23 protein-coding genes are annotated in these 18,660 nt (G+C 66.9%); 10 read left to right on the top strand and 13 right to left on the bottom strand.

Annotated features, from left to right (window positions below):
• The first annotated feature begins 2 nt into the window (after positions 1–2).
• Entirely contained in the window at positions 3–539 is a 537-nt protein-coding gene (locus J0X25_RS24350; RefSeq protein ID WP_207290144.1) for a GNAT family N-acetyltransferase, read from the top strand.
• Between the two features lie 285 nt (positions 540–824).
• On the opposite strand, the gene engB is transcribed toward J0X25_RS24350, so the two are convergent.
• Positions 825–1,442 carry a GTP-binding protein EngB gene (gene engB, locus J0X25_RS24345; RefSeq protein ID WP_207290143.1) on the bottom strand — a complete coding sequence of 206 codons (618 nt, stop codon included), beginning with the start codon at positions 1,440–1,442 and terminating at the stop codon, positions 825–827.
• Positions 1,443–1,615: 173 nt separating this feature from the next.
• Here engB and J0X25_RS24340 point away from each other — a divergent pair, with 173 nt between their 5' ends.
• On the top strand, positions 1,616–2,908 hold the full coding sequence (locus tag J0X25_RS24340; protein ID WP_207290142.1) for a TIGR00341 family protein: 1,293 nt from the start codon (positions 1,616–1,618) through the stop codon (positions 2,906–2,908).
• Between the two features lie 117 nt (positions 2,909–3,025).
• Positions 3,026–3,469: an archaellum stator protein ArlG gene (gene arlG, locus J0X25_RS24335; RefSeq protein WP_207290141.1), complete on the top strand. Its 444-nt coding sequence runs from the start codon at positions 3,026–3,028 to the stop codon at positions 3,467–3,469.
• A 45-nt stretch (positions 3,470–3,514) separates the two neighbouring features.
• Here arlG and J0X25_RS24330 read toward each other — a convergent pair whose 3' ends face one another.
• Positions 3,515–3,838 carry a DUF7533 family protein gene (locus tag J0X25_RS24330; protein ID WP_207290140.1) on the bottom strand — a complete coding sequence of 108 codons (324 nt, stop codon included), beginning with the start codon at positions 3,836–3,838 and terminating at the stop codon, positions 3,515–3,517.
• Between the two features lie 36 nt (positions 3,839–3,874).
• Positions 3,875–4,870, bottom strand: coding sequence for an NOG1 family protein (locus J0X25_RS24325; RefSeq protein ID WP_207290139.1), 996 nt, complete (start codon positions 4,868–4,870; stop codon positions 3,875–3,877).
• A 160-nt stretch (positions 4,871–5,030) separates the two neighbouring features.
• Between J0X25_RS24325 and J0X25_RS24320 the strand changes: the two genes are divergently transcribed.
• Positions 5,031–5,435: a DUF5518 domain-containing protein gene (locus J0X25_RS24320; protein WP_207290138.1), complete on the top strand. Its 405-nt coding sequence runs from the start codon at positions 5,031–5,033 to the stop codon at positions 5,433–5,435.
• Between the two features lie 42 nt (positions 5,436–5,477).
• Here the strand turns inward: J0X25_RS24320 and J0X25_RS24315 are convergent, their stop codons facing one another.
• The 7 genes from J0X25_RS24315 to J0X25_RS24285 all read right to left on the bottom strand — a co-directional run bounded on the left by J0X25_RS24315 (position 5,478) and on the right by J0X25_RS24285 (position 9,526).
• Positions 5,478–5,825: a four-helix bundle copper-binding protein gene (locus J0X25_RS24315; RefSeq protein WP_207290137.1), complete on the bottom strand. Its 348-nt coding sequence runs from the start codon at positions 5,823–5,825 to the stop codon at positions 5,478–5,480.
• 121 nt (positions 5,826–5,946) lie between these two features.
• Positions 5,947–6,096 (bottom strand): hypothetical protein, encoded by a 150-nt coding sequence (locus J0X25_RS24310; protein WP_207290136.1) that lies wholly within the window; start codon positions 6,094–6,096, stop codon positions 5,947–5,949.
• Positions 6,097–6,429: 333 nt separating this feature from the next.
• On the bottom strand, positions 6,430–6,714 hold the full coding sequence (gene hisE / locus J0X25_RS24305; protein WP_207290135.1) for a phosphoribosyl-ATP diphosphatase: 285 nt from the start codon (positions 6,712–6,714) through the stop codon (positions 6,430–6,432).
• A complete protein-coding gene (locus tag J0X25_RS24300) occupies positions 6,715–7,182 on the bottom strand; it encodes a bifunctional nuclease family protein (RefSeq protein ID WP_207290134.1) in 468 nt (155 codons plus the stop codon).
• A gap of 351 nt (positions 7,183–7,533) precedes the next feature.
• Positions 7,534–8,154, bottom strand: a complete 621-nt coding sequence (gene pdxT, locus J0X25_RS24295; RefSeq protein ID WP_207290133.1) for a pyridoxal 5'-phosphate synthase glutaminase subunit PdxT — start codon at positions 8,152–8,154, stop codon at positions 7,534–7,536.
• A gap of 241 nt (positions 8,155–8,395) precedes the next feature.
• Positions 8,396–9,250 carry a VOC family protein gene (locus tag J0X25_RS24290; RefSeq protein WP_207290132.1) on the bottom strand — a complete coding sequence of 285 codons (855 nt, stop codon included), beginning with the start codon at positions 9,248–9,250 and terminating at the stop codon, positions 8,396–8,398.
• Between the two features lie 114 nt (positions 9,251–9,364).
• Entirely contained in the window at positions 9,365–9,526 is a 162-nt protein-coding gene (locus J0X25_RS24285; RefSeq protein ID WP_207290131.1) for a preprotein translocase subunit Sec61beta, read from the bottom strand.
• A 192-nt stretch (positions 9,527–9,718) separates the two neighbouring features.
• On the opposite strand from J0X25_RS24285, the gene J0X25_RS24280 reads away from it, so the two are divergent.
• Positions 9,719–9,988, top strand: coding sequence for a thioredoxin family protein (locus J0X25_RS24280; protein WP_007110841.1), 270 nt, complete (start codon positions 9,719–9,721; stop codon positions 9,986–9,988).
• 145 nt (positions 9,989–10,133) lie between these two features.
• On the opposite strand, the gene J0X25_RS24275 is transcribed toward J0X25_RS24280, so the two are convergent.
• Both J0X25_RS24275 and J0X25_RS24270 read right to left on the bottom strand, forming a co-directional pair.
• Positions 10,134–10,853, bottom strand: coding sequence for an ICP22 family protein (locus J0X25_RS24275; RefSeq protein WP_207290130.1), 720 nt, complete (start codon positions 10,851–10,853; stop codon positions 10,134–10,136).
• A gap of 125 nt (positions 10,854–10,978) precedes the next feature.
• Positions 10,979–11,722, bottom strand: coding sequence for an SDR family oxidoreductase (locus J0X25_RS24270; protein WP_207290129.1), 744 nt, complete (start codon positions 11,720–11,722; stop codon positions 10,979–10,981).
• A 168-nt stretch (positions 11,723–11,890) separates the two neighbouring features.
• On the opposite strand from J0X25_RS24270, the gene J0X25_RS24265 reads away from it, so the two are divergent.
• Both J0X25_RS24265 and J0X25_RS24260 read left to right on the top strand, forming a co-directional pair.
• On the top strand, positions 11,891–12,544 hold the full coding sequence (locus J0X25_RS24265) for a hypothetical protein (RefSeq protein ID WP_207290128.1): 654 nt from the start codon (positions 11,891–11,893) through the stop codon (positions 12,542–12,544).
• Between the two features lie 391 nt (positions 12,545–12,935).
• A complete protein-coding gene (locus J0X25_RS24260; RefSeq protein WP_207290127.1) occupies positions 12,936–13,340 on the top strand; it encodes a hypothetical protein in 405 nt (134 codons plus the stop codon).
• 274 nt (positions 13,341–13,614) lie between these two features.
• Here the strand turns inward: J0X25_RS24260 and J0X25_RS24255 are convergent, their stop codons facing one another.
• The gene (locus tag J0X25_RS24255) at positions 13,615–15,186 is read right to left on the bottom strand and encodes a carboxypeptidase M32 (RefSeq protein WP_207290126.1); all 1,572 of its coding nucleotides are present in this window, start codon (positions 15,184–15,186) and stop codon (positions 13,615–13,617) included.
• Between the two features lie 304 nt (positions 15,187–15,490).
• Here J0X25_RS24255 and J0X25_RS24250 point away from each other — a divergent pair, with 304 nt between their 5' ends.
• The 3 genes from J0X25_RS24250 (at position 15,491) to J0X25_RS24240 (ending at position 18,486) form a co-directional block, all read left to right on the top strand.
• The gene (locus tag J0X25_RS24250; RefSeq protein WP_207290125.1) at positions 15,491–15,859 is read left to right on the top strand and encodes a hypothetical protein; all 369 of its coding nucleotides are present in this window, start codon (positions 15,491–15,493) and stop codon (positions 15,857–15,859) included.
• Between the two features lie 222 nt (positions 15,860–16,081).
• The gene (locus J0X25_RS24245) at positions 16,082–17,053 is read left to right on the top strand and encodes a universal stress protein (RefSeq protein ID WP_207290124.1); all 972 of its coding nucleotides are present in this window, start codon (positions 16,082–16,084) and stop codon (positions 17,051–17,053) included.
• A 233-nt stretch (positions 17,054–17,286) separates the two neighbouring features.
• Complete coding sequence (locus J0X25_RS24240) at positions 17,287–18,486, top strand: hypothetical protein (RefSeq protein WP_207290123.1); 1,200 nt, start codon at positions 17,287–17,289, stop codon at positions 18,484–18,486.
• Positions 18,487–18,660: the final 174 nt, after the last annotated feature.

Raw genomic sequence — 18,660 nt, 5'->3', positions numbered from 1 at the left:
CCGTGGCACCGCAGGTGACGATCCGGGAGGCGACCGTCGACGACGCCGAAGCGATCAGCGACGTGCACGCGGCCGCGATCCGCGAGGAGGGGAGCGAGGGCTACACCGACCGGCAGGTCGAGGCGTGGCTCGCGAACGTCCACCCGGAACGGTACCCGCTCGAGGAAGACGGCTTTCAGATCGTCGTCGCCGAACGCGAGGGCGACGATGGCGACGGCGGCGATCCCATCGGATTCGGCCTGCTCGACTGCGAACCTCCCGACGTCGACGACGACCGGACCGGCCAGATCGGCGCGGTGTACGTCCACCCCGATCACGCTCGCGAGGGCGTCGGTACCGCGATCCTCACCGACCTCGAGTCGGCCGCACGGGAGGCGGGCCTCGAGACGCTCGTCCTGACGGCCTCGCGGAACGCCATCGGCTTCTACGAGCAACGGGGCTACGAGGGGGTCGAGACGGTTTCGCTCGAGATGAGCGACGACGTGGCGCTGGCGTGTTTGCGGATGCGGACGCGATTGAAAGACGGACCGTCGCGATAGGACGGAACGTGTCTCGCTCGAGTGGCCGGGCGCACGACTCGAGTATCGCGAGAGTCGTGCAACCCGGGGAAGGGCAGGCTGTTCTCCAACGAACACCGCGAGCGACCGAAGGGAGCGAGCGGGCCGACGACCGATGTGAAGTGAACGAAAGCGCGGCGCTACGCGCCGCGTATAGACGAGCGGCGCGAGCCGCGAGTCGAGTGAACGGAACGGAGGGAAGAGGCTTTTCATCGAAGTTTTGCCGAGGGCGCGGCTTCGCCGCGCCCGCAGAGCAAAAGTTCGGTTCTAGAAGAATTTAAACAGATCGTCGCGATTCTGCTCGTGCAGGTGCGTGCGGACGGCTTCGTTGAGACTGCTGACCTGGCCGTTCTTGGCGGTGATCGGGGCGATCGTTTCCTGCCACTGTTTCCACGGCGGGAGCAGGCCGAGGCGGTCGCAGAGGTCGTTCAGACGCTCGTCGCGGTCGTCGACCTTGTCCATCTTGTTGACGGCGACGACGGTGGGGATGTCGAGGTCCCGGAGGAAGTGGAACATCTCGACGTCGTAGGGAATCTCGTCGGGACCCGAGTGGCGGTCGATGATGTCGATGACGCTCTTGCCGTCGACGACCAGGATCCCGACGAGGACGTTCTCGGCGTACTCCTCGAGGTAGCGGACGATGTTCGTCTTGATCTCCTCGCGGTAGTCCTCGTCGACGCCGCTCATGAAGCCGAAGCCGGGGAGGTCGGTGACGACGAAGTCCTCGGCGGCCCAGTCGTAGTGGTTGGGCTGGCGCGTGACGCCGGGTTTCCCGCCGGTGTCGAAGCTGTGGCCGGTGAGCTCGCGCATGAGCGTCGACTTGCCCACGTTCGAGCGACCGACGAGCGCCACCTCGGCGTCGCGGTCGGGTCGCGTGTCGAACATACGCCGTCGTAGGGGAGTCGCGGGTTTATACGCACGGTACTTGCCCCGCGAGCTAGACGACCGTCACGAGCAGGAGGCCGACGACCGTCGACGCGACCGCCAGCGCGGCGATACCGACGAGTACGCGCCGAAAGCGCCCCAAGTTATAGTCCCGGGAGTGCTCAGCCCTTCACGTGCGGCTCGTTCAGTTGACAGTGCCGACGGGCAAGCGGGAGACGATCCTCGAGGCGCTCGACGACCGAGAGATCGACTACGTCCTGACCGACGAGGAGAGCAATCGGGGGTATACGGCGGTTGTCTACTTTCCGCTGCCGAACGCGGCGGTCGAACCCGTCCTCGACGAACTGCAGGACGCGGGCGTCGACGAGGACGCCTACACGGTCGTCGTCGACGCGGAGACGGTCGTCTCGCGGCGCTTCGAGACCCTGAAGGAGGAGTACGAGAACGGCGACGTCGAGACTGACCGGATCTCGAGGCAGGAGCTCCAGTCCGAGGCCGACTCGCTGACGCCGACGTTCGCGGTCTACTCGATCATGACGGTCATCAGCGCCGTCGTCGCGACGGCGGGCCTCTTCCTCGATTCGCCGGCGGTCGTCGTCGGCTCGATGGTGATCGCGCCGCTGATCGGGCCGGCGCTCGGACTGAGCGTCGGCTCGGTGATCGACGACGAGGAACTGTTCCGGGAGAGCCTCTACTACCAGATACTCGGCATTCTCCTCGCGATCGCTGCGGCCGCGGTGTTCGCCTGGACCGTCCGGATGACCAACATCGTTCCACCGGGGCTCAACCTCAGCGAGGTCGGCGAAATCTCCGAACGACTCGCGCCCGACCTCCTCTCGCTGGCGATCGCGCTGGGCGCCGGCGTCGCGGGAATCATCAGCATCGCGACGGGGACCGCCGTCGCGCTGGTCGGTGTCATGATCGCCGCGGCGTTGATTCCGCCCGCCGCGGCGGCCGGTATCGCCATCGCGTGGGGCCAGCCCTCGGCCGCCATCGGCTCGACCGCGCTCGTGTTCGTCAACGTCCTCTCGGTGAACCTCGCCGGCCTCGTGACGCTGTGGTGGGCCGGCTACCGGCCGGAGAACCTGTTCTCGCTCGGGGAGACGGAACAGCGCGTCCGTCGACGGGTGCTCGGACTGGCCGTGATCGTCCTCGTCTTCGCCGTCTTCCTCGGCGCCATCTCCTACTCGTCGTACACCGTCTCCACGTTCGAGCAGAACGCCCGCGAAGAGACCGCAACGGTCCTCTCGCAAGAGGAGTTCGAGGCGTATCAGATGCTCGAGTTCGAGGTGGTCATGGACGAGAACTACCCGTTCCTCGGCCCCGAGCGCGTCGTCATCACCGTCGGTGGGCCGCCCGGGGAGGCGCCGCCAGAGTTGGCCGATCGGTTACACGAGCGGATCAACCGCCACACCGAGGAAGAGGTGGCCGTCGAAATCAGATACGTCGGCCTCGTCGAGCGCTGACCGTCACCAGCGACTCGCGTCGTCTGGTCCCCATCTGCCCTTCTCCGCGGCCCTCGCCGACGGCCGGTAGGACTATGCCGCTCCGAGACCGTCCTCCCCTCGAGTCGTCCGTCGCCGATGGTCAGAGTCTCCCTCACCCACGTCCTGTTGTTCATCGCGGTGATCAGCGTCTCGACGATGTTCGTCGGCGTCGTCGTCACGGAGACGGGCCTGTACGCCCAATCTGCCGCGGACGAGAGCGATAGAAAAGTCGCAACGATCGACGCCGAAATCGACGTCGTCAACGATGCCGAGGCCGGGTCGACGTACAACGGCAGCGAGGTAACGCTGTACGTCAAGAACGTCGGCGGCGGCTCCCTCGACCCGGCCGACGTCGACCTCGTTCTGGACGGCGAGTACGTCGAGCCGAACGGGACGACGGTCTTCGGGTATCCGGACACCGCGTGGCGCGAAGGGTCGGTGCTCGAGCTGACGGTCCCGGCGTCGCTCGAGCCGGGCGATCACCGCGTCCTCGTCGAAATCGACGGCGCACGGGATCGGCTCGAGTTCACCGTCGCGTAGTAGCAGAGCTGCAATGTGGCGGCCCCCGCCTCACTGGAGCCACAATTACCGACCGCGGAGTCGCTCGAGCAGGCCGACCGACGAGCCGCCGGTGCTGGCGTCCGCGTCCGAGTCCGAACGCGAGCCGTCGTCGCCAGCGTCGTCACCGCGGGTGCGACTGAGCCGTCGGCGGATCCACGCTCGGGGCCCGCCGATCCGGTTGAGCAGGTAGGTCGGGAAGTACAGCGCGAGCGCACCGAGGGTGAGAAAGCCGGCTCCGGCGACTGGACGGCCGTCCCAGAGGAAGTTGACGCCGACGACGAACATCGGGCCGGCCATCGAGAGGCCGGCGGCGGTCTGGAGCATCCAGAGGATTCCGGGCCCTCTCATGGCGTGCTCGAGTCGAAATCGGGCCGTCGACCCACGTTACCCCTCGAAGGGGAGTTCGGGCTCGTAGTCGACCGCTTCGATGGCCGCCTCGAGCACCGTATCGACGTCCTCCCCGGTCTCGACGCTCATGGTGTAGTCGGCGTTCAGTTCGTCGAGGAGATCTTCGTCCCAGACCTCCCGGCGATCGACCTTGTTCGCGACGGTCAGGACGGGCACGTCCTCGAACTGGGCGACGATCGAGTCCCGGAGCTCCAGTTGCGAGGCGAGGGGGTAGCCGCACTCGCCGCTGGGATCGATCATCACGAGCATGCAGTCGGCGAGGTGCTCGATGGCGCTGACCGCCTGGGACTCGATCTCGTTGCGCTCTTCGGGCGGACGGTCGAGCAGCCCCGGCGTGTCGACGAGCTGGTAGCGGAGGTGCTCGTGCTCGAAGTGGCCGAGGCCGATCCCCTTCGTCGTGAAGGGGTAGGAGGCCGTCTCGCCGCGGGCGCTGGTGACGTCGTTGACGAACGAGGACTTGCCGACGTTCGGATAGCCGGCGACGACGATGGTCGGCTCGTCGGGATCGATCTCCGGCAGATCCCGCAGGTCGTTGCGCGATTTGTTGATGTAGCGCAGTTCGTCGTCGACCTGTTCGACGATGTCCGCCAGTCGGGCGAAGGCCTGTTTTCGGTGTTTTCGCGCGGTGTCAACGTCGGTCTTGCGCAGGCGGGGCTGGTACTCCTCGTGGATCTCTCGGGCCTTCCGGCTGGCCCACATCACCTCCGAGAGGCTCTGGCGAAGTTCGTCCACGTCGACGATCGCGTCCGCGAGTTCGTAGTAGAACGGATGCACGTCGTCCTCGTACGCGAAGTCCGGCCACGCCGTGACGACGTTCTCGAGGTTGTCCGAGATGATGTTGGCCGCCGTCTGCAGCATCGACTGCTGGGCCTCGAGGCCGCCTTTGGCCTTGCCGGCCCGCGCTGCCCGCGAAAACGCCTTGTCGATCAGCTCTTCCGACGTGGGCGTCGTCGGAAGGTCTTCGAAAATCATACGCAGGGCTAGGACGCGCTCTCTTAAAAGGTCGTTCGTTATCCTGTGACCGGTACTGGTCGCTAGATTCGCCGAGCGACTGCGGCGACCCCGCCCCACTGATCAACGGTCGTAGTATACGCGCCGCGTTCTTATCGTCGCTCGGCGCCTCCCGTCTAGTATGACAAACTGGCGCGCCGTGTTCATCGGCTTCCTCGTCGCGACCGTGCTCGGACTGTTCGGCCTCGCCCTGCCGGGGATCGGCCAACTCGCCGCGGGCCTGATCGGCGGCTTCGCCGCCGGTTACATCGCCGGGGGCGGTCTGGGCAGCGGCTTCTGGCACGGGCTACTCGCCGGCGCTTTCGGCGGAATCTTCGCCGGCCTGCTGCTCGCGTTCGTCGTCGGCATCGCCGGCTGGGCGCTCGGCCCCGTCGGCGGCGCCATCTCGGGCGCTGCCGGCCTCGGCATCTTCACCGTCGCCGTCGTCGTCTCGGTCGTGATGGCCCTCGAGAGCGCCATCGCGGGTGCGATCGGCGGCGCGCTCAATTCCGGCCGTGCGGGCCGGAGCGAACCCCAGCGGTATTGAGCGGCGACTCGAGGGCGGTTTTGAATTCCTTTTTAGTTCGAATCAGGCCGACGCCATCTCGCGACAGCTCTCGGCGCACTTCGGGAGGATCTCCGCGCAGGCCTGACAGTGGTCGTCGTCGTGTTGCTCGCACTCCTCGGCGCACTCCTCGCAGAGGTCCGCGCAGATCTCGCCCAGTTCCTCGTGGTAGCCGGAGTTGCGGGCCATGAACCGCGCGTGCAACGAGGCGACGTCCGCGACGTCCCGGCAGAGCCGGACGCAGCGGGCCATCCCCTCGCCCTCGCCCGCGCACTCGTCGGCACACCACTCGCAGACCTGAGCGGCCTCGAGGCAGTTGTCGATACACTCCTGCATGTGGTCGTCCGCGTGGTCGATCTGTTGAAGCGCCATCACTCGGTTTTCCGACGCGCGTCGGCATCAAGATGTGACGGGCGCCTGCAAGGGAAAACCGACCACTCGGTGGCGATACCCGCAGCCAACGGGTGCGTCGTCGATCGAGTTCGCCGCCCGCTTACCACTGGCGGCCGTCGCCCTCTCGAGTCGACTCGGCCGCCTCGTCGCGCGCCCCGTCGGTCGCGATGCCGGGTGCGGGGGCCGGTTCGGGCTCGCGGTCGGGGCCGGAAAACCCGCCCCCGGTCGGGGCGAAAAACGCCGCCAGCACGAGGGCCCGTTCGGAGATCGGGTGGGCGGTGACGATTCGGGCCGCGAACGGTCACGTCGAGTGACCGTTCTCGCCGCTAATAGGTAGGTCTCGAACCTGCCGGCTCATTACGGTATCCTCCCTCGTGGCCGTACGTGGTTCGGATCGACCCGGCCCGTCAGTGCGTCGTCGCGCTCAATTTTGCACCGAAGTGTACCATAGAAAACCTTTTACCATCCGTGCGGGGCTGACAGAACTGAGACGGTGGTCCTCGACGCCGTCGGACCCGACGATCCCGACTCGTTCGGCGGTCGGAGTCCGCTCCGCGAGCAATCGGTGCCCTGACGCGAACGATCAGCGCCGCGCCTCGAGTTCCGTCTCGAGGTCCGCGAGGTCCATGTCCTTCATCGAGAGCAGGACCAGCAGGTGGTAGACGATGTCGGCGGCCTCGTAGGCGATCTCGTCTTCGTCGTCGTCCTTGGCCGCGAGCACGAGTTCCGTCGTCTCCTCGCCGAGTTTCTCGAGCACCGCATTCTCGCCCTTCTCGTGGGTGAAGAGCGAGGCGGTGTAGGAGTCCTCGGGCAGCGTTTCCTTGCGATCCTCGATTACGGCGAACAGCTCCTCGAGCGTGTCGTCCATTTACATCTCACCGGAGACGTCGCGGATATCTTGCAGTTCCGAAAACTTCTTGCTGTCGTCTCGCCCGTCGGCGAAGACGTCCTCGGTGACTTCGATCGCGGCGTTCGTCCGGGCCGCCAGCGCCAGCGAGTCGCTCGGTCGGGCGTCGATGACGGTCTCGCCGCGGGGCGTCTCGACGTGGAGGTCGGCGATGTAGGTCCCGCCCTGCCCGTCGTTGCGTTGTTCGATCTCGTTGATGACGACGCGCTCGATCCGGCTTCCCAGCTCCTCCATGACGTCCAGCAGGAGGTCGTGGGTCAGCGGGCGACCGATGTCCTCGGCCTCGAGGCCGCGGGCGATGCTCGTCGCCTCGTTGAATCCGATGAAGATCGGGACCACGTCGTCCTCGCCGTCGACGGCGAGGACCACCACTGGAACCGGTCCCTGCGGAGTGCCCGCGACGCGGACGGCGTCGATAGAAGCCTGCATATCGTAACCCTCGCCTGCGAGGGAGAAAACATGTCCGGTCGCGAATGCATGCACGACGATGACGTTCCGATGTGCGATTCGTGCAGTCCTCGAGTTTCGCGGATGACCTCGAAGCCGAACGACGTGCCAGTACTCCCACTACGTCGCCGGTACTCGCCACTCGAGGGTGCGAATCGAGTACGCTGCTCACACTGGCAACGGGGATTTCCACACCCTCCCCAGCCGATTCGCTCGCTCCGCTCGCTCATCCCTCGCGCACTGTCGTCGCCCGACTTCGCTTTCGCTCAGTCGGCCGACAGCGCGCGCCTCCGCATACGGTTCTCCGGTCCGATCGACCTGCCCCCGAGCCTCCTACGCGTCCTCGAGCGGGGGCACCGCCGCGTCGTCGTTCTCGAAGAAGGCCAGCCCGTGGATGCGGCTGTCGGGGGTCAGTTCGGGGTGGAAGGCGGTGCCGACGACCGGGCCCTGTTTCACGGCGACCGGGCGGCCGTCCCACGAGGCGAGCACCCGGGCGTCCCCGCCCCCGACGTCGTCGATGGCCGGCGCGCGGATGAACACCGCCGGATAGGGGTCCTCGAGGCCGTCGACTGCGAGCGGCGCCTCGAAGCTGTCCTTCTGGCGGCCGAAGGCGTTGCGCTCGACGCTCACGTCGAGCAGGCCGAGTTCGTCGACCCGGTCGTCGTTCGCGTCGCTCGAGGCGACGATCAGGCCGGCGCAGGTCGCGAGCAGCGGTTTCCCGGCCGCGACGTGGTCCCGGATTTCGGGGGCGATGCCCTCGCTGTGAACCAGTCGGGAGATGGTCGTCGACTCCCCGCCGGGCATCGCCAGCAGGTCGCAGTCGGGGACGTGCCCCGCGTCGCGAATCTCGCGGACCGTCACGTCGCGGCCGCGGGCCTCCGCGGCGCGTTCGATGGCGGCGGCGTGTTCCTCGACGTCGCCCTGGACGGCGACGACGCCGGCGGTCAGTGACATGGCCGCCGGTAGGGATGGCTCTCCCAAAAAGGTCGCGTCCCCCGACGACCGATACGGACCGATCCGACAACGCGCGGTGGCGCGCGCTGTGTCGCGCTGAGTAGAAGCGAAGCGCGACACGAAGCCGTGCGAGGGATGAGCGAACGGAGTGAGCGAATCGGCTGGGGAGGGCGTGGCGATTCCTTGTTGCCACGATAGCAGAACGCTTCGTTCCGCGTTCAGCAACACTCCCTCTCGAGTCCTAGTCCGCTCGAAGCCGAATCCGGATCCCGTCCGAATCGGTGATCTCGAGGCCGTCCTCGAGGTCCGTACCCGAGACGCCCTCGCCCTCCAGCCGGGTCCGAATCGACTCGAGTGCGTCGTTCGAGGGCACGACGAGTTCGAACCACTCGAGTCCCCGATGGCCCTCCGCGACGGGACTCGAGCGCCCGTTCCAGGTGTTCACCCCGAGGTGGTGGTGGTAGTCGCCCGCGGCCAGAAACACCGCCTGCGGAACGCTCGTCTTCACGTCGAAGCCGAGCGTCTCGACGTAGAACGAGCGCGCGGCCTCGAGCGAGGCGACCTCGAGGTGGACGTGACCGACCGTGGTCCCCGACGGCACTGCGTCGCTCGAGTCACCGCCGGCGGCCGCCGCGACGGCCTCGAGGTCCAGCGGCCACGTACCGATTCGCGGGTCGCCCGCCTCGTCGCGGGGCCACTCCGCCCGCGGCCGGTCGCGGTAGATCTCGACCCCGTTCCCTTCGGGATCGCGCAGGTAGAGCGCCTCGCTGACGCCGTGGTCGGAGGCGCCCGTGAGTTCCCAGCGGTCCCGGATTCGCTCCAGCGCGTCGCCCAACGCCTCGCGGCTGGTGACCTCGAACGCGGTGTGAAAGAGCCCGGCCGCGTCGTCGGGTCGCGGGGACGCGTCGGGGTCGTGGCGCACCTCGAGCAGCGGCGTGCCACCGGCGCCGAGCGTCGTCGTCGCCGACTCGCGGTTCAGCACGGCGAGGCCGACGACGTCGCGGTAGAACTCGACGGTCGCCGTCAGATCGGCGACGACCAGCGCGGCCCGGCCGAGACGCGTCGCGGCCGGCAACAGCCCGGGAGACTCGTTCATACGGACGATAGGCACTGCCAGCATATAGGCGAACTGCCCGAGTCGTCGGGGGAGAACGGGTCGACGCCGCCGCTGGCCGCGAAACTGGGTCTGAAAAGCGATAGCGGTGCCGGTCTACGCGACGAACGTCAGGAGCTGGACGATGACGCCGACCATGACCCCGGTCGCGATGACCGTCTTGGGGTCGATCTTGATCGCGTTCGAGTCTTCGGAGTCGAAATATCGGACGAGTCCGGCACTCGACATCAGCCCGCCGCTGTTCTGTCCTCGGTCCATACCCGCCACTACGGACGTGGGGAACTAAATCTTTCGTCCCGCACGGTACCGCAGTGCCAGCACGCCGACGCATCGATGCTGGCGCGTCGGCGCCGACGCACGTGAGCGGTTCACTGACGCGTCGACGATCACGGCAAGCCTACCCCGGTGGGAAACCCTTATGCGCGACGCGTCGGAACTAGCGGTGAACCGATGACTGTCACACTCAAGGATTTCTACGCGGACTGGTGTGGCCCCTGCAAGACCCAGGATCCGATCCTCGAGGAACTCGAGGACGACTGGGAGGGCCGATTCGAGGTCGAGAAAGTAAACGTCGACGAACAACAGGATATTGCCAACGAGTACCAGGTGCGCTCGCTGCCGACCCTGATCATCGAGAACGACGACGGCATCGTCGAACGCTTCGTCGGCGTCACGCAGCGCGACGACATCGAAGACGCGCTCGAGTCGGCCGGAGCGTAAGCGCCGGTTCGCTCGAGGCGATCGTTTTCAGCGAATCAGTGAACGCCCAGCGGCGGCACCGATGGTGAACAGCAGCGCTGATAGTGAGTGGCCGCCTTAGTGGTGAAACGGCAGCGCGGGTGGTGAGCGACAGCGACGGCGGCCTCTACGGTTCGTCGGGGTCGACGTCGTCGGAGTCCTCGTCGAACCCGAACTCGTCGTCGGCATCGACCTCGTCGTCGGCTGGCGGCTCCTCGGTGGCACCGAAGACGTCGTCGTCCGTCTCGTCGATAGCGTCCGGCTCGTCGATAGCGTCCGGCTCGTCGATAGCGTCCGGCTCGTCGATAGCGTCCGGCTCGCCGCCAGCGTTTGTCTCGTCGCCGGTATCCGGCTCGTCGTCTATCTCGACGGTCGTGACGGTATCCGTCTCCGCCGTCGCCGACTCCTCGAGGTCGAACTCGTCGGTCGCGAGTTCGTCGCCGCCGACGCTGACGCTGCCCTCCTGAATCTCGATGACGACCTCGTCGCCGTCCGGGGGCGCGTCGGTGGCGAACAGCCCGGTCGCCGCCGACTCGACCTCCTGATTGACCGACCAGATAAAGCGCAGGACCGACTCGAGTTCGGTGCCGGCCTGTCGAACCCCCCGTTGGGGCGAGAGTTCGCCGATGCTCTGGGCCCCTTCGGGGTGGAGGTACTGGATTGGGTGGTTGTTCGGCACCTCGCGGAGGTCGACGTCGAACGACCAGAGGTAGGGGAGCAACTGGACGGCGTACCCCTTCGGTTTCGGCGCTTTGCGCCCGGCGGCCGTCAGGGCCACGCCGAGGGCGGTCGTTCCCGTATCGGTGTCGTAGTAGACGCCCTCGAGGCCCGGAACTGAAACGCGCATACGCGAGGTGAGGTGCCAGCCACTGGTGAGTCTGCACCCGGCACCTGCTACCCGCGTTTTAGGGGGAGAGGGGCGGACGATCGCCGACTACCGTAGGCCCTCGGCCGACCGCCGTCGATTCCCCCTCAGAAGCTGTCGGCGAACTTGTCCCGGCGGTTGACGTCGATCTCGCTCAGACTCGAGCGCTCCCGACTCGCGGCGAAGGTGATGACCTCGGCGACCTCCTCGGGTTCGCTGACCTCGCCTTCCTCGAACGTCTCAGCGAAGGTCGATCCGTCGCTCGTCTCGAACTCCGAGCGGACTTCGGCGGGGTTGACGACGGTGACGCCGACGTCGTCGTCACCCAACTGCGCCGCCACGCTCTTGGCGAACCCGCGGACCCACCACTTCGAGGCGGCGTAGACGGGGTTGAACGACCGCGGGTACTGGCCCGCGAAGCTCCCGACGAAGATCAGGTGGCCGTCGCGCTCGCGGACGTGGGGGATGGCCGCCCGCGTCGCGTAGAAGACGCCGTCGACGTTGGTCTCCTGCATCGTCTCGTACTCCTCGGTGCTCATCGATGCGACGTCGCTCCCCCGCGAGAGGCCGGCGTTGTTCACCAGCACGTCGATTCCGCCGAACGTCTCGACCGTCTCCTCGATCAGCGCGTCGACGTCGCCCTCCTCGCGGACGTTCGTCGGCACCACCAGCGTCTCGACGCCGTGGTCAGCCTCGAGGTCGTCGGCGAGGTCGGACAGCCGGTCCTCGCTGCGGGCGGCGAGGACGACGTTTGCTCCTTCTGCCGCGAGGGTCCGACAGGTCGCCGCGCCGATTCCCGAACTCGCGCCCGTAACGATCGCCGTTTTCCCCGTGAGTGCGTCGTCGGTCATACCCGGAAATCACGTCCGCCGACCCCTAAAACGCGCGGGTTCCGGGACGCTCGTCGGCGCGTGGTGGTATCGTGCCGACATTCTGGCCGTTCAGGGCTGCTTCAACGCTCGGCTCGCGATAGTTGTTCCAGTAGACGTATATAGAAGAAATCCGAACTGTCTCGTACAATGGGGGGCCATTGGGGGACGAGCAGCAGCGCCAGCAGCCGCAGTACCGTTCGCGCGTCGCCGGTCGCCGACGCGCTCGAGAACTGGACCTACTCGACCAGTCCGTCCGACCGGGACGCCGTCGCGCGGCGGCTCTCGGCCGCGTTTCCGGAGGCCGACGTGCGCCGGGGCGACGGCTCGAGGGCCCACGACGCGGTCGTCGACGACGTCCGCGTGCTCATCGTCTCCCGGCTGGATTCGGCGTTCCGGCGGGACTTCTACACGCTCGCCGATCGCTTCGACGACGTCGTGGTCTTCTCGACGACCTGTCACGCGTCGACGCCGAACGAGTGGCGCGAGTTCAAGCACCGCAACCGCGGACGCACGGGCGGGGCGCGAGTCCGGTTCGCCCACCGGCGCGACTCGAGCGAGGGGGACGGTCCGAGCGTCGTCCGGACGCTCGCGGAGCTGGCGGTGCCGGCCGTCGGCATCGTCGCGCTGCTCGCGGCGTCGCTGGGGCTGTTCGGAACGGGCGGGTCGGCGGTGGCCGCGCTCGAGGGGTACGCGCGTGCCGTTGGGACAGTTACCGTTCTCGCGAGCGTCCTGACGATCACGGTCCTGCTGACCCGCCGTCGGGTCTGTGCGTCGGTGCTGCGCCGGATTCCGCACACCTGATCGCGCGACTGGGTCCGCGGTATTTTGTTTTCGGTGGCTCGAGCCGCGTGCGTACCTGTGGCTTCGCTTCGGACCGGCAGACCAGAGTGCGGTGGCGCGCGCTGTGTCTCGGTGAGCGAATAGCGAACCGAGAGACGAAACTGCGCGAGGGATGAGCGAAGGAGCGCAGCGAGTGAGCGAATCGGCTGGGGAGGGCGTGGCAATTCCCTGATGCCACGATAGCAGCACGCTCGCCGTTACTCATCCCGCTACTACGAGACTCGAGGCCGTCACTCGCTCCGCCACTACGGGACTCGAGCGCCAGCCATCGACATACCACACCCCTCCGGTTCGATCTGCGCACTCTAGCCACAACCTTGATCGCCGCGCTCTCGAAACGATGGCGCAATCAATGAGCGGCGACCATTCTACGGGCCGAACGCCGCGACTCGAGGACCCGCTCCTCGAGGAGTACTGGGACTGGGTCGCGGTCGCCTTGTTCCTGTGGCTGGCCGTCGACCTGCTGACCTCCCTGTCGGCGGCGGCGACGGTCGGCCTCGAGGCCGAACTGAATCCGCTGATGGCGTGGCTGCTGGCCCGCCACCTCGCGGTCGTCGTCGCGGCCCATCTGGCGATCGCCGTAGCGGTCGCCGGGCTGTTCGCCGTGCTCTTCGCTCGCGCACAGGCCGTCCCGCGGCGGTTTCAGTGGGCCGTGCAGGTGGGGATCGAGGGCTTTCTGGGAACGCTCGTCGCCGTCGGCCTGTTCGCGTTCGCGAACAACATGACGGTGATCGTTTTCGGTCAGGGGCTGTTCTGATCGCGAAAGACGTGCTTCCGCGTCGCAATCGTTTGCTCGAGGAACGACTGTCTGAGAACGATAGCTCGAGGAACGGTCTCGAGCGTGCTGCTATCGTGGCAACGGTGATTTCCACACCCTCCCCAACCGATTCGCTCACTCGCTCCGCTCCCTCGCTCATCCCTCGCGGTCATCGATCCGCGGCTCACTGTGCGTTCGCCGCGGATCCGCGCGCCCACGAGAAAAGCTGACCCGAGCGAAAAACGCGCCCGAACGTCGCCTCGACGAGTCAGTATTAGTTGAGCCCGTACAGCTCGCCGTACTTCGACTGCACGTACTCGAGGAAGGGATCGGCCGTCAGTTCCTCGCCGGTGGCGCGCTCGATCAGTTCCTGCGTCGTGTACCGTTTCCCGTGCTGGTGGACGTTCTCGCGGAGCCAGCCGTTGAGTTCGTCGAAGTTGCCCTCGCGGATGTCGTCGTCGAGGTCGCCGAGTTCGTCTTCCGCAGCGGCGTACAACTGCGCCGCGAGCACGGACCCCAGCGAGTACGTCGAGAAGTAGCCGAAGGAGCCGTGGGACCAGTGGATGTCCTGCAGGCAGCCCTCCGCGTCGGTCTCGGGGCGGACGCCCAGGTACTCCTCGTACTTGTCGTTCCAGACGTCGGGGACGTCCTCGACCTCGAGGTCCCCCGAGATCAGGTCGCGTTCGATCTCGAACCGGATCGCGATGTGGAGGTGGTAGGTGAGTTCGTCCGCCTCGACCCGGATCAGGTTGTCGTCGTGGACCTGATTGGCGGCCTCGTAGGCCGCTTCGGGCGAGACGTCCTCGAGTTCGGGGAAGCGCTCGCGGGCGATCGGGAGGAAGTGCGCCCAGAAGGGACGGGAGCGCCCGACGTGGTTCTCCCAGAGCCGCGACTGGGATTCGTGAACCGAGAGGTCCCGCGCCTCGCCCAGCGGGGTGCCGTACCCCTCGTCGGGGAGGCCCTGCGTGTAGTTGGCGTGGCCGAACTCGTGGATCGTCGACGTGATCGAGCCCAGCAGGTCGTCCTCCTCGAAGCGCGTGGTCACGCGGGCGTCGAACTGCGTCCCGGAGGAGAAGGGGTGGGGCGCGGTGTCCAGGCGGCCGCGGCCCCAGTCGTAGCCCAGCGAATCGAGGACGTCCCGCGCGAGGGCCTCCTGATCGTCGTCCTCGAACGTGCCCGCGAAGGCGTTCGTTTCGATCTCGGCGTCGCTATCGTCGATCGCGTCGATCAGCGGCACCAGTTCGTCGCGCAGGCGCTCGAGCACGCGCTCGGCCGTCTCGAGGTCGATGTACGGCTCGTAGTCCGAGAACAGCACCTCGTAGGGGTCGGCGTCGGGATCGATGTGGTTCGCGTACTCCCGCTTGAGTTCGACGAGTTTCTCGAGCGTCGGCGCGAACGTCTCGAAGTCGTCGTTCTCCTTGGCCTGTTTCCACTTCGGGTGGGCGTTGGCGGTCGTCTCCGAGATCTCCTCGACGAGTTCCTGCGGGACGCTGGTCTCGCGGTCGTAGCGCCGCCGGACCTCGCGGACGACCGCGGCCCGCTCCTCGTCGAGGTCGCTACTCGCGGTTTCACCGCTCGTTTCTCGAGACGACTTCGTCGTCTCGCCTCCCTCCAGTTCCGCGAGCAGCTCGCCGGTCTCGTCGGCCGTCAGGAGTTCGTGCGCGATCGAGGACAGCGTCGAGAGCTGCTGCGCTCGAGCGGGGGTCCCCTCGTCGGGCATCACGACCTCCTGATCCCACTGGAGGATCCCGGACGCGTTCGAGACGTTCGCGATCCGCCGGACGCGCTCTTCGAACTGCTCGTAGGTGTCGTCGGCCGCCTCGCTCTGGGCCTGATCGGTCGACATGGCCATACCCTAGGCGGGCTCCCGTATCAACGTCGTGGTTCCGGCGGTCTCGAGGGTGGTCGGCGGCGTTCGCGGGTCGACCGAACGGACTCGGGTCAACCGAACGGGCTCAGGTCGATTCTCTCCGTCGCGTCGACGGTCGACCGTCGGGCACCGTGGAACGCATGTCGAGATCAATGACTGTGATACGGTCGGAATCGTGCCGGCTGACGGTCTCTATCGACAGATCTACCGTTCCGGTGATAGCGGTACAGAACTCGCAAGCAGTGGACTGTTCGGGCTTTCTGACGTGTATTCCGATACGATGGTTGTATCCAGTCCAATCGCATCCGCGATCGTGTTCATCGTGAGCCTGCTGATCGGCGCGCTAGGCATCTACGTCGGCGCGCGTATCATCGTCGGCGCCAACGACTACGACCACGCGATCGTCACCGCGGTGATCGGGGCGATCGTCTGGGCGGTCGTCGGCTTCGTCGTCGGATGGATCCCCTTACTGGGGCCGCTGCTGGCGCTGTTGGCGTACATCGCGGTGATCAACTTCCAGTATCCCGGCGACTGGACCGCCGCGGCGATGATCGGTCTCGTCGCCTGGGTGACCGTCCTGGCCGTGCTGTACGCCCTCGCCGTCCTCGGGGTTACCGGCTTCGAAGCGGTCGGCGTTCCGGGCGTCTAACCGGGGTCTCCGTGCGGTTCCGTGACTCCGCGCGGTTCCGTGCTCGATCGTCCCGCGAGCGACGAACGGACAGTCCCGTGCTGATCGGGCGGGAGCGACGACTCGAGCGATCGAACCCCGTGAAACGGGCGTCCGTGGGACCGACGCCGCTCCGTCGGTCGCGAATTTCGTTCACGTCCGCGTCCCCATACTTGTAAGCGGATCCACAACCAAACCCACCACATGACCACTCGCATTCTCGTTCCCACCGACGGGAGCGATTCCGCGACGGCGGCCCTCGAGCACGCGCTGGACGTCGCCGCCGATCGAGACGCGACCGTCTACGTCCTCAACGTGGCGGATACGAACGAGCCGAGCCTCACCCGACTCGGCACCGACGTCGTCGACACGTTAGAGCAGGAGGGCCAGGAGATCGTCTCCGAGGCCGCCGAACTGGCCGCCGACCGCGGCGTGGCCGTCAGCACGCACGTCGTGCAGGGCGAGCCGCGCGAGGTGATCGTCGAGTTCGCGACGACCGGGGTCTCCGAGCCACGGTCGGATGGCTCGGAAGACGGCGGTGTGTCTTCCGGTGTTTCCGATGGACAGTCAAACGACGAGGACGAGACGAGCGTCGCGTTCGACCTGATCGTCATGGGCGCCCACGGTCGGCGCGGCCTGAGCGAGTACGTTCTCGGTAGTATCACGGACTACGTCGTCAACCGGAGCGAGATTCCGGTCCTGACGGTTCGTTCGGCCGACGATGCGACCCGACCGTTGCCGTACACAGACGTGCTGGTTCCGACGGACGGGAGCGTCCACGCGACGGCGGCGGTGGAACTGGGCGCGTCGGTGGCCGCCAGACACGACGCGACGCTACATTTGCTGTCCGTCGTGGACGAACTGCCCGAAGTGCTCGAGGCGGAGGATTCCGAACTCCCCGAAGAGGTCCGGGAGGACCTGCAGGCGACCCTCGACGAGGACGCGGCGACCGCCGAGCGAGCGGGGGCTACCGACGTCACGACGGCGATCGCGACCGGGTCGGTGCCCCGTGAGGTCCTCTCCTACGCCGACGCGAAGGGGATCGACCTCATCGCCATGGGAACGCACGGCCGAACGGGGATCGATCGCCACCTGCTCGGAAGCTTCACGGAGCGAGTGATCCGCACGTCGCCGGTTCCCGTCCTCACGACGCGTCGGGCCGAGGAGATGGACTGAGGCCGCTCGTCGAAAATCGGTTCGCCCGCTGAACAGGTCGGAAAATTGGATATTCTTCTACATCAGGTCCGACAGAGTGGACGAGAAGACCTATAAGCGGACCGGACAGCGACATTCGTAACTTACGGGCGGGGATACCCCGTCGTTCTACCGATGACCACGCGAACGAATGCGAACGGAGGTGAGCGGCTATCGAGCGACAGACGCTGATCGCGCTCGGGGCGGTGGCCGCCGTGTTCGTCGTCCTGGCCCTCGGATCGGTCGCCGCCACGTCGCCGGGCGACGGCGCGAGCGATCGACGGCAACCGATGGTGTCGGCCGGCGACGATTCGTCGCTGTGGCCGTACACGAGCCCGACGACGGCGTTCGAGGACCGGACGCTCGCGATCAACGTGTTGGTCAGCGGCGATCCGGCGGAGACGCGCCGGCACCTGGAGGAGCGAAGCGACGGCGAGTGGAACGAAACCGCCCCCGAAGAGGAAGACGTGAGCGACGCGGGGACCGACGAACGCGTCGGCACGTCGACGGCCTGGGGGACCGCCGACGGCTCGACGCGGTACCTCTACGCCACCACCGACGGCGACCCGTCCGGCGGGCGCTGGATCGACGAGAGCTACCAGCTCCACGACGGCGACTACCTCGGCTCGCGACACCACATCCGGGCCTACGAATCGCCCGATCCCGACGACGAGTGGACCGCGATTCAGGCCCACGGCGAACACTGGGACTGGTTCCGACTCAGCCACACGGTCGACAGCGTCGAGCGCTCACAGCAGTACGTCGAACGCGAGTTCATGGGCCGCCACTACGTGACGGACGTCACGCGCGTCCACCTGGGGAACGACCGCGGCTCCGACGCCGACGGCTGGGTGACGATCGTCGACCTCGACGGCGGCGATCCCCCGTTCCACCTCGCGTTCCTCGGTCTCCTTCCGGGCGCGATGCTGGCGACCCGGGTCTCCTCACGGAACCCGCTCGACGCGCTGGTCGCCGCTCGAGTCCCGCGCGCGCTGCTGTTGGCGGGGTCGCTGATCGCGCTCTACTTCTTCGTCCGGTTCGGCGCGATCGCCGTCGAGACGCGGCTTCACGGCGTGGACCCGCGGTTCATCGCGGGGGCGTTCTATCCGTTCCTCGCCGTCGGTCTGCCGGTCTGTACGTACTACTTCGCGCGGTCGCTCGATCGGCCGACCGCCTTCGCCGCCGGGTCGATCGGCTTCGCGACCGCGATCCTCCTCGATTACACCGTGCTGGGCGTGACGCGACTCCCGGTCAACGTCTTCGTCCACCGGTTCTCGACGGCGATCGCGCTCGGATTCATCGCCGTCGGTGCCTCACACACCGTGCGGGTCGACCCGGAAGACCACGATTTCGTCCGACTCGGTGCGCTCCTCTGGATGGTGACGTTGCTCGTTCCCCTGCTGCGATTCCTGTAGCTCATCTCCTCACTCGGATTCCTGAAACCCGTTCCTTCGTTCGAATTCCTGTAACTCGTTCCTCGCTGCGATCCCTATCGCTCGGTTCCTTGCTCGGATTCCTGTCGCTGTTGTCCGTCCGCGCCAGCGCCTCGAGGGAGAAATATAGTGGCTCGTGGAAGACGCGTGGATGGT

The organism is Haloterrigena alkaliphila (genome assembly GCF_017352155.2).
Classification (GTDB): Archaea; Halobacteriota; Halobacteria; order Halobacteriales; family Natrialbaceae; genus Haloterrigena; species Haloterrigena alkaliphila.
This window is presented reverse-complemented; position numbering and strand designations above follow the sequence as displayed.